General features: G+C 71.6%; 9 protein-coding genes and 1 pseudogene. 2 read left to right on the top strand and 8 right to left on the bottom strand.

Annotation, left to right across the window (positions count from 1 at the left end; genetic code table 11):
* Positions 1-17 precede the first annotated feature (17 nt).
* A complete protein-coding gene (locus tag ACTWQC_RS34665; protein ID WP_443319850.1) occupies positions 18-1,061 on the top strand; it encodes an aldo/keto reductase in 1,044 nt (347 codons plus the stop codon).
* A 75-nt stretch (positions 1,062-1,136) separates the two neighbouring features.
* Entirely contained in the window at positions 1,137-2,306 is a 1,170-nt protein-coding gene (locus ACTWQC_RS34660) for a PQQ-dependent sugar dehydrogenase (protein ID WP_443319842.1), read from the top strand.
* Positions 2,307-2,349: 43 nt separating this feature from the next.
* Here the strand turns inward: ACTWQC_RS34660 and ACTWQC_RS34655 are convergent, their stop codons facing one another.
* The 8 genes and pseudogenes from ACTWQC_RS34655 to gatC all read right to left on the bottom strand — a co-directional run bounded on the left by ACTWQC_RS34655 (position 2,350) and on the right by gatC (position 14,868).
* On the bottom strand, positions 2,350-5,607 hold the full coding sequence (locus tag ACTWQC_RS34655) for a helix-turn-helix transcriptional regulator (RefSeq protein WP_443319841.1): 3,258 nt from the start codon (positions 5,605-5,607) through the stop codon (positions 2,350-2,352).
* A 50-nt stretch (positions 5,608-5,657) separates the two neighbouring features.
* Positions 5,658-5,861: a hypothetical protein gene (locus ACTWQC_RS34650; protein ID WP_443319840.1), complete on the bottom strand. Its 204-nt coding sequence runs from the start codon at positions 5,859-5,861 to the stop codon at positions 5,658-5,660.
* A 587-nt stretch (positions 5,862-6,448) separates the two neighbouring features.
* Positions 6,449-8,594, bottom strand: a pseudogene (locus tag ACTWQC_RS34645) (MMPL family transporter); the annotation flags it as partial.
* Positions 8,595-8,826: 232 nt separating this feature from the next.
* Positions 8,827-10,956, bottom strand: coding sequence for a phosphocholine-specific phospholipase C (locus ACTWQC_RS34640; protein ID WP_443319839.1), 2,130 nt, complete (start codon positions 10,954-10,956; stop codon positions 8,827-8,829).
* 362 nt (positions 10,957-11,318) lie between these two features.
* The gene (gene gatB / locus ACTWQC_RS34635; RefSeq protein ID WP_443319838.1) at positions 11,319-12,824 is read right to left on the bottom strand and encodes an Asp-tRNA(Asn)/Glu-tRNA(Gln) amidotransferase subunit GatB; all 1,506 of its coding nucleotides are present in this window, start codon (positions 12,822-12,824) and stop codon (positions 11,319-11,321) included.
* Between the two features lie 15 nt (positions 12,825-12,839).
* Positions 12,840-13,079 (bottom strand): hypothetical protein, encoded by a 240-nt coding sequence (locus tag ACTWQC_RS34630; protein ID WP_443319837.1) that lies wholly within the window; start codon positions 13,077-13,079, stop codon positions 12,840-12,842.
* Positions 13,076-14,569 carry an Asp-tRNA(Asn)/Glu-tRNA(Gln) amidotransferase subunit GatA gene (gene gatA / locus ACTWQC_RS34625; RefSeq protein ID WP_443319836.1) on the bottom strand — a complete coding sequence of 498 codons (1,494 nt, stop codon included), beginning with the start codon at positions 14,567-14,569 and terminating at the stop codon, positions 13,076-13,078. Before gatA ends, ACTWQC_RS34630 begins: the two co-directional genes overlap by 4 nt.
* A 2-nt stretch (positions 14,570-14,571) precedes the next feature.
* Positions 14,572-14,868 carry an Asp-tRNA(Asn)/Glu-tRNA(Gln) amidotransferase subunit GatC gene (gene gatC / locus ACTWQC_RS34620; RefSeq protein ID WP_443319835.1) on the bottom strand — a complete coding sequence of 99 codons (297 nt, stop codon included), beginning with the start codon at positions 14,866-14,868 and terminating at the stop codon, positions 14,572-14,574.
* Positions 14,869-15,310: the final 442 nt, after the last annotated feature.

Below are 15,310 nucleotides of genomic sequence, written 5' to 3'. Positions count from 1 at the left end.
GAGGGGTGCAGGACGAGGTGGAGCTCAGGACAGTCGGTGCCGGGGCGCTCACGGTGGGCGCGATCGGCCTCGGGTGCATGCCGATGAGCTGGGCGTACACCGCATCCCAGCAGAACGGCGAGAGCTCGCTGCGGACCGTGCACACCGCCCTCGACCGGGGCATGTCCCTGCTCGACACCGCCGACATGTACGGGCCGTTCACCAACGAGCTGCTGGTGGGCCGGGTGCTGAAGGAACGGCGCACGGACGCGTTCGTCTCCACCAAGTGCGGGCTGCTGGTGGGCGAGCAGCACATCGTCGCCAACGGGCGCCCGGGGTACGTGAAGCGGGCCTGCGACGCCTCGCTGCGGCGGCTGCAGACCGATGTCATCGACCTCTACCAGCTGCACCGGGCGGACCCGGAAGTGCCGGTCGAGGAAACCTGGGGCGCGATGGCCGAGCTCGTCACGGCGGGCAAGATACGGGCACTGGGGCTGTGTGCGCTTCAAAAGGGCGCGCAGCGCTTCCCTAGAAGGGTGGTGGCGGGCGACGGGTGGGAGCGGGCGGCGCAGCGGCGTGCGGGCGCGGGCATGCACGACGAGACGATCCGGCAGCTGGCGCGGGTGCAGCAGGTCTTTCCCGTGACGAGTGTGGAGGCGGAGCTGTCGGTGTGGTCGCCGAAGGCCCTGGAAGCGCTGCTGCCGTGGTGCGAGTCGCGCGGCATAGGCTTCCTCGCCGCCATGCCGCTCGGAAACGGCTTCCTGACCGGGACTCTGACGCCGGGTCAGGGATTCGAGCAGGACGACGTACGGGCCCGGCACCCGCGGTTCACGGCGGAGATGATGGCCGCGAACCAGCCGATCGTGGCCGGACTGCGGCGGGTCGGCGAGCGGCACGGGGCGACTCCGGCGCAGGTGGCGCTGGCGTGGGTGCTGGCGCAGGGGCGGCACGTGGTTCCGGTGCCGGGCACGAAGAAGGAGCGCTGGGCGGCGAAGAATGCGCGGGCGGCGGCGCTCCGGCTGACGGCGGAGGATCTCGCGGAGATCGCGGCGCTGCCGCCCGCGAAGGGCTCCTGGGACTGATCGGGAACCTCCTTCGTTCCACCGGTGTATGAGCAGTGTGTGGTGCACTTGTTACGAGCGAGAGGACCGGCCACCGTGCGACGACTTGCTGTGACCGCCGTATCTGCCGCTGCCGCCGTGCTTCTGCTGGCCGTGGGCTGTTCGTCCGGCGACGGGGACACCGGCTCGCCCGAGCGATCACCGGGCACCTCCGCCTCGCGTGAGCCCGGTGGCTCTCCCGCCCCGCAAGGCACCTCGCCTGCGGCACCGGCGAAAGGCTCGGTGAAAGTGGTGCGCACCGTCGCGGAGGGGCTGGAGTCGCCCTGGGGGCTGGCGCCGCTGCCCGGCGGCGACCTGCTGGTCTCCTCCCGCGACACCGGGAAGATCTTCCGGATCGCGGCCGGCAGCGGGAAAAAGACCGAGCTGGGCTCCGTGCCCGGCGTCTCGCCCGCGGGTGAAGGCGGTCTGCTGGGCATCGCCGTCGCGCCGACCTTCGGCGAGGACCACCTGGTGTACGCCTACTTCACCACCGACTCCGACAACCGCATCGCCCGGTTGCTCTACGACGAGAAGAAGCCCGCGGGCAGCCAACTGGGCGCGCCGGACACGGTCTTGAAGGGCATCCCCAAGGGAACCGTCCACAACGGCGGCCGGATCGCCTTCGGCCCGGACCGGATGCTTTACGCGGGGACGGGCGAGAGCGGCGACCAGGGGCTCTCCCAGGACAAGACCTCACTCGGCGGCAAGATCCTGCGGATGACGCCCGACGGCGAGCCGGTCCACGGCAATCCGGGCCCGGACTCGGTGGTCTACTCGTACGGCCACCGCAATGTGCAGGGACTGGCCTGGGACGCGGAAAAGCGGCTGTGGGCGGCCGAGTTCGGCCAGAACACCTGGGACGAACTCAATCTCGTCGAGCCGGGGAAGAACTACGGCTGGCCGCTGGTGGAGGGCAGGGGCGGCAGGTCCGGTTATGTCGATCCGGTCGAGCAGTGGACGACCGACGAGGCCTCGCCGAGCGGTATCGCGTATGTGAAGGGCTCGATATGGATGGCAGGACTGCGCGGCGAGCGGCTCTGGCGGATTCCCCTGGCCGGCACGAAGCCGGTCGCGGAACCGCAGGCCTTCCTCGACGGCCGGTACGGCAGGCTGCGCACGGTGGTGCCCGACGGCGCAAATGGGTTGTGGCTGGTCACCAGTGAGACCGACGGCCGGGGCGCACCGGAGAGCGGGGACGACCGCATCCTGCAGCTGCGGGTGACCTGAGGGCCGGCTGGGCCCAGGCACGGTGACCGGCAGCCCGCAACCGTCAGGCCGTCGGTTCCGGCTCGGCGAACAGCCGCATGCGGTGGGCCAGCGCGGCGGCTTCGCCACGGCCGGAGACGCCCAGCTTGCCGAGGATGTTGGAGACGTGGACGCTGGCGGTCTTGGGCGAGATGAACAGCTCCTCGGCGATCTGCCGGTTGGTGCGCCCGGCCGCGACCAGGCGGAGCACGTCGTGTTCCCGCCGGGTGAGCCCGAGTGGCCCGCCTCCCGCGCCGGGACTGGCCGCCTGGGCGGCGCGGGCACCCTCGTCCGCGGCCGGGGTCCCGTTCCCGTCGACTGCCAGGGTCAGGCGGGCGCGCCGGGCGAGCAGCTCGATGTCCTCGCGCAGCGGGCGGGCGCCCAGCCGGACCGCGACCTCGTGCGCCTGGGTCAGCAGCCCGGCGGCACGGTCGCGGACGGCGCCGCTGTCCGCTGCCTCCGCCCCTCCGTCTCCGTTGCCGCTTCCACCGCCGACTCCACTACTTCCGTCATTGCTTCCGTTTCTGCTTGAGCTTCCGTTTCTGCTTGAGCTTCCGTTTCCGTTTGAGCTTCCGTTTCCGTTTGAGCTTCCGTTTCCGTTTGAGCTTCCGCTTCCGCCCCCGATTCCGCCGCCGCACTCCAGCAGGGCCTCCGCCCAGCGGTGGTGCAGGTCGGCCTGGACGTACGGGTAGGGGTACGGCTCGAAGGCGGCCGCGGCCTCGGCCCACAGCCGGGGCTCGAATCTCCCGTGGGCGCGGGCGAGTTCCGCGTCGAACCGGCGTGACCAGGCGGTCCACAGCGGGGATGGGCAGGCGAGGCGGCGGGCGGCGTCCTTGATGCGCACCAGCAGCTTCCGGTGCTCCTCGTCGTCGGTGCCGGGCAGTCCGCGCCCGTCTGCGGCCACGGTCGCACCGCTGACCAGCAACTGCCAGACGTAGGTCTCCTGTCCGAGCAGCGGCAGCAGGTTCAGGGCGCAGTACAGGGCGGAGACCGCTTTGCCGAACCGCCCGTGGGCGGCGTGGAAGCGCATCTCGGCCTGGGCCAGGGGGAGTTCGTACTGCGGCTCCATGTCGTTCTTGCCCAGGTGGTCACGGCAGGCGGCGATCATCGCGGGAATCCCGTCGTAGTCGCCGCGGTACAGCGCGAGGTCGAGGCCGCGCAGCTCCATGGTGGCCATGGGGCGGGAGGTGCGGCCGCGGTCGCGCCACTCGCTCAGGATGGCGTCGGCCCGGTCCCACTCCCCCAGCATGGTCAGTGCCTCGGCACAGTTCCCCGCCACGAAGGTCGCGCTGTCGCGCAGCCCGTGCCGGCCCAGTGCCTCGATTCCGGCCTCGGCCTCCCGCACGGCCTCCGCGGTCCGGCCGAGCTTGTGGAGGGCGTCGACGAGGTTGCCGTGGACCCGGCCGAGCGCGCGGGGAGCCCAGATGTGCTCGACCAGCTCGCGCAGCTCGTACAGTTCGGTGATGCCCAGGTCCGCTTCGCCCGCCTGGGAGCGGAGGCAGGCGTGGGTGACCCGCGCGTTGAGCTCGACCTCGCGGGCCCCGACCAGCCGGGCGAGCTCCACGGCCCGTTCGGCCAGGGGCACGGTCTCCTCGTCCGAGACGTGGAGGCTGTGCCAGGCCGTCGCGTGGGCCAGCACATCGGCGTGCACGGCGGACGGCGGCAGCCCGCTCACCAGCTCCTGGGCCCTCGATATCTCGGCCCAGCCGTCCCCCCGCCCCATGGCGGTCACCAGCCGGGACCGCTGCATCCAGAACCACGCCGCCCGCGCGGGGTCCTGCTGCTCGTCGATCAGCTTGAGCGCCTTCTTCACCAGCGCGTAGGCCCGCTCGAGCGCGTCGTCCCAGCGGGCGGCGACGGCGGCCTCCGCCACCAGGTCGAGGAAGTGCACATGCCGCTGCGTGCTGTCCGGGTAGCAGCCGCAGGGCGGGTACGACTCGGTGGCCCCGGCGCCCGGCAGATCCGCCCGCTGCTCGGACGGTACGTCGTCCCACAGCTCCATCGCCCGTTCCAGGAGCTTGAGTTGCTCGGCGTACGCATGCCGCCGCCGCGCTTCGCCCGCGGCCGCCAGCACCGCGGGGAGCGCCTTGGCGGCGTCGTGCGCCGAGTACCAGTAGCTGGCCAGGCGGGTGGCGCGCTGCTCGGCGCGCACCAGCGTGGGGTCCGCCTCCAGCGCCTCCGCGTAGCGCCTGCTGAGCCGGGAGCGCTCGCCCGGCAACAGGTCGTCCACGACCGCCTCGCGGAGCAGTGCGTGCCGGAAGCGGTAGCCGTCACCGTCGTCCGTGGGGAGCAGCACATTGGCGCCGACCGCGGCGCGCAGCCCCTCGATCAGCTCGTCGTCGTCGAGCCCGGAGACGGCCGCGAGCAGCGCGTACTCGACGGTGGTGTTGCGGGCCGCGATCCGTACGACCCGCTGGGCGACGTCCGGCAGCGCCTCGACCCGCACCAGCAGCAGGTCGCGCAGCGAGTCGCTGAGCCCGCAGGAGTCGTAGTCGCTGGTGGCCAGCTCCTCGACGAAGAAGGGGTTGCCCTCGGAGCGCTCGAAGATCTCGTCCGCCAGGTCCCGGTCGGGCTCGGCGCCCTGGATCCCGGCGAGCTGCCCGTGAACCTCCTCGCGGCTGAGCCGGGGCAGCTCGATGCGCCGGACGGTGCGCAGCCGGTCCAGCTCGGCGAGGAAGGGCCGCAGCGGATGCCGCCGGTGGATGTCGTCCGTGCGGTACGTGGCGAGGACGACGAGCCGGGAGCGCTGGAGGGAGCGGAAGAGATAGCCGAGCAGCTCGCGGGTGGAGCGGTCGGCCCAGTGCAGGTCCTCGATGGCGACGACGAGCGTGCGGTCCGCGGCGAGCCGCTCCAGCAGTTGGGCGGTGAGCTCGAAGAGGCGGGCCCGGCCCTCCTGGTCGTGGCTCTGCTTCTCGCGGGACACGGAGCCGATGTCGGGCAGCAGCCGGGCCAGTTCGTCCTCGCGCCCCGCCGCCGCCTGCTCCAGCTCGTCGCCGAGCTGCCGGTGCAGGGCGCGCAGGGCCGTGGCGACCGGCGCGAACGGCAGCCCGTCCGCGCCGAGTTCGAGGCAGCCACCGACCGCGGTGACCGCCCCGGTCCGCTGCGCCACGGCCAGGAACTCCTCCAGCAGCCGGGTCTTGCCGCCCCCTGCCTCGCCACCGACGAGCAGCGCCTGCGGCTCTCCCGTGGAGGCACGGGCGAGCGCGTCGGTGAGGGCGGTCAGTTCGTCGGTGCGACCTACGAAGACGGGGCTGACGGATCGGCTCTCCACGCGGCTGAGCATCGCACAGGGGTCCGACAGTGCGGCACTGACTTTTCCCATCGTGGACGCCGTCAGGCGCGGGCGGCCCGTACGGACCGGCGCGCCGCCCGCCGTGCGCGCCTGCTCACCCGCCCCTCGGATTCGGAGTCGGCGGACTCGCGCGCGCCGTCGCGGCGTCCGCGGCCGCCGCCCCGGGCCTGACGGGCGAGGCGGTACTCCTCGGCCTCGCGCATCAGCTGCTCGCGGCGGACTCGCTGCATCTCGAACTCGAGCATCTCGGTTTCCCCCTGACGAAGATTCCTGTCGTGCTTCCACCTTCGTCTCCCAGGTGGGGTCGCCACATCGGGCGACTTCCCGATCTCTTCGGGGGCGGATGCCTTAGTTCCCGGGAACGGGAGGTCTTACGGACCTCAGAGGCCCGCCCGGGGGCCTTAGGGCACCCCGGGCGGGCCTCTGTCCGCCTCAGGCCTCGGACCTCATCCGACCCCCAGGCCCGAGACCTCAGATCTCAGATCTCAGATCTCAGACCCCAGGCCTCATACGACATACGACTACGCCGTGAGCGAGCCCGTCCCGTCGTCCGTCGGGTCCGTACGGCCCGCGCCGACCACGCCGCCCGCGCCGGCCGCGCGCTGCGTCGGCAGCAGGACCTTGTCCGCGCGGTGCGCGCGCCCGGGCACCGAGCCGAGCCCGGACGGGAGCCCCGTATCAAGCTCGGACTCGAGCTCGGACTCGAGCTCGGACTCGAGCTCGGACTCCAGCTCGGACTCCAGCTCGGACTCCAGCTCGGACTCCAGCTCGGACTCCAGCTCGCGCTCGCGCTCGTCCACGGGCTCGCGCTCGTCCACGGGCTCGCGGACCTCCTCCGGGGCCTCGATGCTGAAGCGCGGCAGGAGCCGGTCCAGCCATCCCGGGAGCCACCAGTTGGCGCCGCCCAGCATGTGCATCAGGGCCGGAACCAGGAGCGTACGCAGGACGAAGGCGTCCAGCGCCACGGCAGCGGCGAGCCCGATGCCGAACATCGCGATGATCCGGTCGCCGCTGAGCACGAACGCGCCGAAGACAGAGATCATGATGACGGCCGCGGAGTTGATCACCCGGCTCGTCTCGGCGAGGCCGACCCGTACGGCGCGCCGGTTGTCGCCGGTCTGCCGCCACTCCTCGTACATCCGGCTCACCAGGAAGACCTGGTAGTCCATGGAGAGTCCGAAGAGCACTGCCACCATGATCACTGGCAGGAAGGGTTCGATCGGGCCCGCGCTGCCGAGGCCGAGGAGGTCGCTGCCCCAGCCCCACTGGAAGATCGCGACGACGATCCCGAAGGAGGCGGCGACGGCGGCGATGTTCATCGCGGCCGCCTTGAGCGGGACTCCGATGCTCCGGAAGGCGAGCAGCAGCAGCGCGCAGCCGAGCGCGACCACGACTCCGACGAACAGCGGCAGCTTGCCGACGATCACGGACCCGAAGTCCTCATAGGCCGCGGTCTGCCCGCCGACGTGGGTGTCCAGCGAGGTGCCCTCCTGCGCCTGCGGCAGCACGTCGTCACGGAGGTGATGGATGAGCTCCGTAGTGTCCGGGGACTGCGGCGAGCTGTCCGGGACGACGGTGATCACGCCGGTGTCGCCGCCGTCGCTGAGCGTGGCGGGCGACACCTGGGCGACGCCGTCCGTGGTCCGCAGGGTCTCGGGCAGCTTGTCGAAGGCCAGCCGTCCCGCGGCGTCGTCGATGTCGGCGGCGAGCGTCAGCGGCCCGTTGAAGCCGGGCCCGAAGCCGTCGGACAGCAGGTCGTACGCCTGCCGGGTCGTGGACGTGGACGGGTTGTTGCCCTGGTCGGAGCTGCCGAGGTGCAGATGGAAGGTCGGGATCGCGAGGATGACCATCACCACGGCCGCGACGGCGCCGAGCAGCTTCGGGTGCCGCTCGACGAAGGCCGACCAGCGGGCGGCGACGCCGGTGGGCAACTCGGGCTGCGGCCCGTGTTCGGCCAGGTGCCTGCGCTCGCGGCGGCTGAGGGCCCGCATCCCGATGACGCCGAGCAGCGCGGGCAGCAGGATGATCGAGGCGGCCACGGTCAGGACGACGGTGAGGGAGGCGGCGAGCGCCACGCCGTTGAGGAAGTTCAGCCGGAGGATCAGCATGCCCAGCAGGGCGATGCAGACGGTCACGCCCGCGAAGACGACGGCGCGTCCCGAGGTGGATACGGCCCGTGCCGCGGCCTCCGCGACCGGCAGCCCCTGCCGCAGGCCCCTTCGGTGCCGGGTGACGATGAAGAGGGCGTAGTCGATGCCGACGCCGAGCCCGATGAGCATGCCGAGCATGGGCGCGAAGTCAGCGACGGTCATCGCGTGGCCGAGCAGCCCGATGGCCAGATAGCCGGTTCCGACGCTCACCAGCGCGGTCGCGATCGGCAGCAGCATCGCGAAGAGCGAGCCGAAGGCGAGGAAGAGGACGGCGGCGGCGGCGAGGATGCCCACGACCTCGCTGACGTGCGCGGTGGACTTCTCGGTGAGGCCGATGCCCGCGCCGCCCAGCTCGACCTGGAGTCCCTCGGCCTCGGCGGACTTCGCGGTGTCGACGACCTTCTGCACGTCGCCGCGCTCGAGGTCGTCGGCCGCCTTGTCGAAGGTGACCGTGGCGTACGCGGTGTGGCCGTCCTTGCTGATCTGGCCCGCGCCCTCGGTGCCGTACGGGCTGGTGACGCCGGCGACCCCGGGCAGCTGCTCCACGTCGCGGAGTGTGTCGGCCATCCGGTCCTCGACACCGGGGGCGCGCACGGTGCTGCCGGTGTCGGTGTGCCAGACGATGGTGTCGCTGTCGCCACTCTGGCCTGGGAAGGCCTCCTGGACGAGCTGGCCTGCCTTGCCGGCTTCGGTGCCGGGGATGTCGTAGTCGTTGGAGTACGACGATCCCGCCGTGGCCGCCGCGACGGCGACGCCTATGAAGGCGAGGAGCCACAGCAGGATGACGGAGAAACGGCGACGAAGACACCACCGGGCAAGCGCGGGCATTCAGTGCTCCCTGTGCGTTACGTGGATCCTTTTCGGACAAGAGCCCTCAAAGGACCCGATACGTACGCCGAACACTGTGGCAGCCGAGAGAGATCAATTGACCGTTTCGTGTGGTTAGTCACACCGAAATGTCCGAAAGGACGGTCTCGCGGAGCGAGCCGTCCTTGCGGATGCCGACATCTGCGCACCAGCTGTCCTCTGCGGACCGGCTGTCCAGCGGTGCACGCCGGGATCAGCCGCTGACGCTCTCCCGGCCGTTCTCGATGTGACCCATGAGGCGGCGGTGGAAGGCCGGGTCCTCCGTGACGGCGATGGTCAGGTCGTACCAGCCGTGGGCGTCCGCGGCCGAGTGGACGACCGTCCGGCTGCGGCCCGGCTTGACCACGATCTCCCGCGTCCAGTCCCACAGGTCCGCATCATCGACGTAACCGGTGGGGCGCACGGTGAACGTGAGGGGCTCGGTGCCCCGGTTGGCGAGCGTGAGGACGACGTCGCGGTCGCGCGGGTCGATACGGGTGGCGACCTCGGCCGCGGCGCCGGCGCCGGCGTGCTTGCCCGCCGCGGGACCGGCGAACTCACGCCGGAAGCCGTTCGGCCCGGTGACCGTGAAGCGGTACGCGTCCCCTGCGACCGGCACCTCCCACCCCGCGATGCCCTTGACGTCCTTGTGCTGCGGATCCTTGAACTCGCCCGCGTACGGGTAGAGCGCGAAGTGCGCGCTGGAGCTGCCCGTGTTGACCAGCAGGAGGCGGACCTTCCGCCCGGCGATCCGGGCGTGGGCGTCCGGCTGGTACGGCAGCGGGCGCGCCCGCCGGGTTCCGGGCTCCTGGGCCGGCATCTGCTGCTCGGCGGGCGGCACCGGCCGCCAGCGGCCGGTGAAGGGCGGGATCGGGGCCGGCCGGTCGAGCTCGGGCAGCGGGCGGCCGCTCCGGAAGTCGAAGGCGGAGGTGAGGTCGCCGGTGACCCTGCGGCGCCAGGGGGTGATGTTCGGCTCCTCGATGCCGGTCCACTTCTCGAGGAAGCGGACCACGGAGGTGTGGTCGAAGACCTCGGAGCAGACGTAGCCGCCGACCGTCCAGGGCGAGATCACGAGCATCGGGACGCGGACGCCCAGGCCGGTGGGGCGGCCCTTCCAGATCTCGTCCTCGGAGTCCTGGCCGTCCTGGGGCGGGACGGGCGGCGGGACGTGGTCGAAGAAGCCGTCGTTCTCGTCGTAGTCGAGGAAGACGGCGGTGTGCCGCCAGACGTCCGGGTGGGAGGCGAGGGCGTCGAGCACCTTGTAGACGATGGTGGCGCTGGCGACCGGCGAGGACGCGCCGGGGTGCTCGGAGTCGGCCGCCGAGGGCACCAGGTACGACACCTCGGGCAGCATGCCCGCGGCGACGTCCTTGCGGAAGTTCTCGGCCAGGCTGCCGGTCTCGCCGCGGCGCAGCCCGCGCTCGAACAGGCTGCGCTCGGCAGGGGTCAGGGCGGCGACGCCCTCCTCGAGGAAGCCGAGCAGCCGCCTGCGCTCGTCCTCGGGCGTCGCGCTGTCGCGCACCTTGGCGTAGAAGCCCTCGGTGTTCTTGAAGTCCCCGGCCTTGGCGAGAGCCTTGCGGGCGACCGCCTTGAAGCCGGCGAAGAACTCGAGGTTGTTGTCCTGGAAGTTGTCCCACTCCTGGTACGTCTTCCAGGTCCGGCCGGCCTTCTCCAGCCGCTCGGCGTAGGTGGTCCAGGTGTAGCCGGGGTGCCTGTCCTCGTCGTACGCGTCGTTGCCGACGGCCCGGTTGCCGTTCGCCTCGTAGCCGGACCAGCCGCTGACCAGGTGGTTGCGATTGGGGCTGGTGGAGCTGTGGATGGAGGAGTGGTAGGCGTCGCAGATGGTGAAGGTGTCCGCGAGCTCGTAGTGCAGCGGCACGTCCCGGCGGTCGTAGTACGCCATGGTGGCCGCGGTCTTGGCCGGGACCCAGTTGTCCATCCAGCCGTTGTTCCAGGCCGTGGCGCCGCCGTCCCAGCCGTGGTCGAGGTCGCCGATGTACTGCAGGTCCTTCTTCTGCGCCTCGGCGGCATCGCGGACAGGGAAGGGCAGGACGGTGTTCCGCGGGCCGCTGGGCTGCTCGAAGACGGACTTGCCGGAGGGCAGCTGGATGGCGTTCCGGTCGCCGAAGCCGCGTACGCCGCGCAGGGTGCCGAAGTAGTGGTCGAAAGAACGGTTTTCCTGCATCAGGATCACCACGTGCTTGATCGCGCTCAGGCCGCCTGGTGGGGGCTCGGCGGCGAGCGCCGACTGCAGCGAGGGGGGCAGCAGGGAGCCCGCTGCCGCCGCGCCGGCCGTGCCCGCGCCCAGGGCGAGCAGCCGCCGCCGTGAGATGTCCGTAGCCAAGAGAGCCTCCCGATCGTCAAGTGACGCCGGGACGGTAGTGATGGGAGGTGGCCGCGGATAGTCCTGCGGACGGCTTGGCGGAAAACGGTCGGATCCCACCAGCCCCCGGCCCGCCCGACCTCACAAGAGCAGGCCTCCACGCAAACAGCCGCATCCCACCAGCCCCCGGCCCGCCCAACCTCACAAGGACAGGCCTCCACGCAAACAGCCGCATCCCACCAGCCCCCGGCCCGCCCAACCTCACAAGGACAGGCCTCCACGCAGACGGCCGCATCCCACCGGCCTCTGGCCGACCTGACCTCAGAGGGGCGGGCCTCCACTGGGGAGGCCCGCCCCTCGGGCGGTCCGCGTCGCTGCGGGCGTCAGGCCTCGACGCCCAGCTTCTGCAGGATCAGCTCGCGGACGCGCCCCGCGTCGGCCTGGCCACGGGTGGCCTTCATGACCGCGCCGACCAGCGCGCCCGCCGCCTGCACCTTGCCGCCGCGGATCTTGTCCGCGATGGCCGCGTTGCCCGCGATGGCCTCGTCCACCGCCGCGCCGAGCGCCGCGTCGTCCGATACGACCTTCAGGCCGCGCTTCTCGACGACCGTGTCCGGGTCGCCCTCCCCCGCCAGCACGCCCTCGATGACCTGCCGCGCCAGCTTGTCGTTGAGCGACCCCTCGGCGACCAGCGCGCACACCCGGGCGACCTGCTCCGGGGTGATCGGCAGGGCGGTCAGCTCGACGCCCTCCTCGTTGGAGCGGCGTGCCAGTTCGCCCATCCACCACTTGCGGGCCTGGTCGGCCGGGGCGCCCGCCTCGATCGTGGCGACGATCGGGCCGATCGCGCCCGCGTTGAGCACGGACTGCATCTCGTGCTGCGAGATGCCCCACTCCTCGCGCAGCCGGATCCGCCGTACGCGCGGCAGCTCGGGCAGCGTGGTCCGCAGCTCCTCGACCCACTCCCGCGTCGGGGCGACCGGCACCAGGTCGGGCTCGGGGAAGTAGCGGTAGTCCTCGGCCTCCTCCTTCACGCGGCCGGAGGTCGTGGAGCCGTCCTCCTCGTGGAAGTGCCGGGTCTCCTGAATGACCTTCCCGCCGTCGCCGAGGATCGCGGCGTGCCGCATGATCTCGAAGCGGGTCGCCCGCTCCACGCTGCGCAGCGAGTTGACGTTCTTCGTCTCGGAGCGGATGCCGAACTTCTCCTCGCCGATGGGGCGGAGCGAGAGGTTCACGTCGCAGCGCATCTGGCCCATCTCCATGCGGGCCTCGGAGACGCCGAGCGCCTTGATGAGCTCGCGCAGCTCGGCGACGTACGCCCGCGCGACCTCCGGGGCCTTGTCCCCGGCCCCGACGATCGGCTTGGTGACGATCTCGATCAGCGGGATGCCGGCCCGGTTGTAGTCCAGCAGCGAGTGCGTCGCACCGTGGATACGGCCCGTCGCACCGCCCACGTGCGTGGACTTGCCGGTGTCCTCCTCCATGTGGGCGCGCTCGATCTCGACCCGGAAGGTCTCGCCGTCGACCTCGACGTCCAGATAGCCGTTGTAGGCGATCGGCTCGTCGTACTGCGAGGTCTGGAAGTTCTTCGGCATGTCCGGATAGAAGTAGTTCTTCCGGGCGAAGCGGCACCACTCGGCGATCTCGCAGTTGAGCGCGAGGCCGATCCGGATGGCGGACTCGACGCCGGCCGCGTTCATGACCGGGAGCGAGCCGGGCAGGCCGAGACAGGTCGGGCAGGTCTGCGAGTTGGGCTCGGCGCCCAGGGCGGTGGAGCACCCGCAGAACATCTTGGTGGCGGTGCCGAGTTCGACGTGGACCTCGAGGCCCATCACGGGCTCGTACGCCGCCAGCGCGTCCTCGTACGACACCAGTTCAGTGACGGTCACTTCAGCTTCAACCCTTCAGCCCGCGAGGACGTCGTCGTCACCGAGGCGGCGCAGCTCGCGTACGAGCAGGGCGACGCCGGTGACGATGGCGGCCGCGGAGATCACCGCGTCGGCGAGCATCAGCCGGTCGCTCTCCAGGCGGGCCTTCTTCGCCTGCTTGACGATGCTGACCGCGCCGAACAGCGAGGTGCCGATGGACAGGTACGTGCCGGCCTTCGACTTCTTGAAGCCCTTGGCCTTCTGCAGCTTGCTCACAGCGACGGAGCCTCCTCGAGAAGCGGGTGTCCCCAGCGGGCGGTGAACGCGGCCTCGACCGCGGCGCCGACCTTGTAGAGCCGGTCGTCCTTCATGGCGGGGGCGATGATCTGCAGCCCCACCGGGAGCCCGTCCTCCGGCGCGAGGCCGCAAGGCAGCGACATGGCGGCGTTGCCGGCCAGGTTGGACGGGATGGTGCACAGGTCGGCGAGGTACATCGCCATCGGGTCGTCGACGCGCTCTCCGATCGGGAACGCGGTGGTCGGGGTGGTCGGCGAGACCAGCACGTCGACCTGCTCGAAGGCCTTCTCGAAGTCGCGCTTGATGAGCGTGCGGACCTTCTGAGCGGATCCGTAGTACGCGTCGTAGTAGCCGGAGCTGAGCGCGTACGTGCCGAGCATGATGCGGCGCTTGACCTCGGGGCCGAAGCCTTCGGCGCGGGTGAGGGACGTGACGTCCTCGGCGGGGCGGGTGCCGTCGTCGCCGGTCCGCAGGCCGTAGCGCAGGCCGTCGAAACGGGCGAGGTTCGAGGAGCACTCGCTCGGCGCGATCAGGTAGTACGCGGCGAGCGCCTTGTCGAAGGACGGACAGGAGATCTCGGTGACCTCGGCGCCCAGCTCGCGCAGCAGCTCGACGGACTCGCTGAACCGCTGCATCACCCCGGCCTGGTAGCCCTCGCCCGCGAACTCCTTGACGACGCCGATCCGCATGCCGCGGACGTCGCCGCCCAGCGCCGCCTCGACGACCGGCGGGACCGGGGCGTCGATGGAGGTGGAGTCGAGCGGGTCGTGCCCGGCGATCACCTCGTGGAGCAGCGCCGCGTCCAGCACCGTACGGGCGCAGGGGCCGCCCTGGTCGAGGGACGAGGAGAAGGCGACGAGGCCGAAGCGGGAGACGCCGCCGTAGGTCGGCTTGACGCCGACGGTGCCGGTGACGGCGGCGGGCTGGCGGATGGAGCCGCCGGTGTCCGTGCCGACGGCGAGCGGGGCCTGGAAGGAGGCGAGGGAGGCGGAGGACCCGCCGCCGGAGCCGCCGGGGATGCGGGTGAGGTCCCACGGGTTGCCGGTCGGGCCGTACGCGCTGTTCTCGGTGGAGGAGCCCATGGCGAACTCGTCCATGTTGGTCTTGCCGAGGACGACGACGTCCGCTTCCTTCAGGCGCTTGGTGAGCGTCGCGTCGTACGGCGGGATCCAGCCCTCGAGGATCTTCGAGCCGCAGGTGGTCGGGATGCCCTCGGTGGTGAAGACGTCCTTCAGGGCGAGCGGGACGCCGGCGAGCGGGCCGAGCTTCTCGCCGCGGGCGCGCTTCTCATCGACGGCGCGGGCCTGGGCGAGCGCGCCCTCGCGGTCGACGTGGAGGAAGGCGTGCACCTTCTCGTCGACGGCCTCGATCCGGGCCAGGTGGGCCTCGGCGACGGCGACCGCGGTCAGCTCGCCGGAGGCGATCTTCGCAGCGGTCTCGGCGGCCGTGAGCCTGGTCAGGTCGGTCATGCTCACTCCTCCCCCAGGATCTGCGGCACCTTGAAACGCTGCTGCTCCTGGGCCGGGGCGCCGGACAGGGCCTGCTCGTGGGTGAGCCAAGGTCGGACCTCGTCGGCCCGCATGACATTGGTCAGCGGCAGCGGGTGGGAGGTCGGGGGTACGTCCTCGTCGGCCACATCGGAAACGCGGGCGACCGCGCCGATGATCACGTCGAGCTGTTCGGCGAAGTGGTCGAGCTCTTCGTCCGTCAGCTCCAGACGTGACAGCCGGGCGAGGTGGGCGACCTCCTCGCGCGTGATGCCAGGCATGCAGCGATCCTCAGGGTGAGTGTGTAGGTTCCGGCCCAATCCTATGGCTGCGGCGACGGTGGTCGCGAAACCCTTTCGCCTCCCGCTGTGGGCTGAGGGTCACCGGGCTGCGCCCGGCACCGCTTCGTCCCCACCCACCCACCCCGAAATCAAGAAGGGGCCGCACCCCTTCACCCACCCCGCGCAGCCTCCGCCCGCCGCCGCGCAGCGGCGGGGCGGAGAAGGCGCCCGCGCGGAGGCGGGCAGCGACCGCGGTGCGGTCCGGGGGTGCCCAAGCACGGGCTGCCCGCAACGCGCGGTACGCCGGCTACGTAAAGGTGGTACGGGTCCGCGCCCGCGGCGGGGCGGATTCGTCTGGGCGGCTCGCACGGCCGGGCCCCGGGGGGGGAGGGGGGGGAGGGGAGGGGGGAGGGGGAAGGGGGGGAGGGGGGGGGAGGGAAGA

It is taken from the genome of Streptomyces sp. 8N616, from assembly GCF_052246385.1.
Lineage (GTDB): Bacteria > Actinomycetota > Actinomycetes > Streptomycetales > Streptomycetaceae > Streptomyces.
This window is presented reverse-complemented; position numbering and strand designations above follow the sequence as displayed.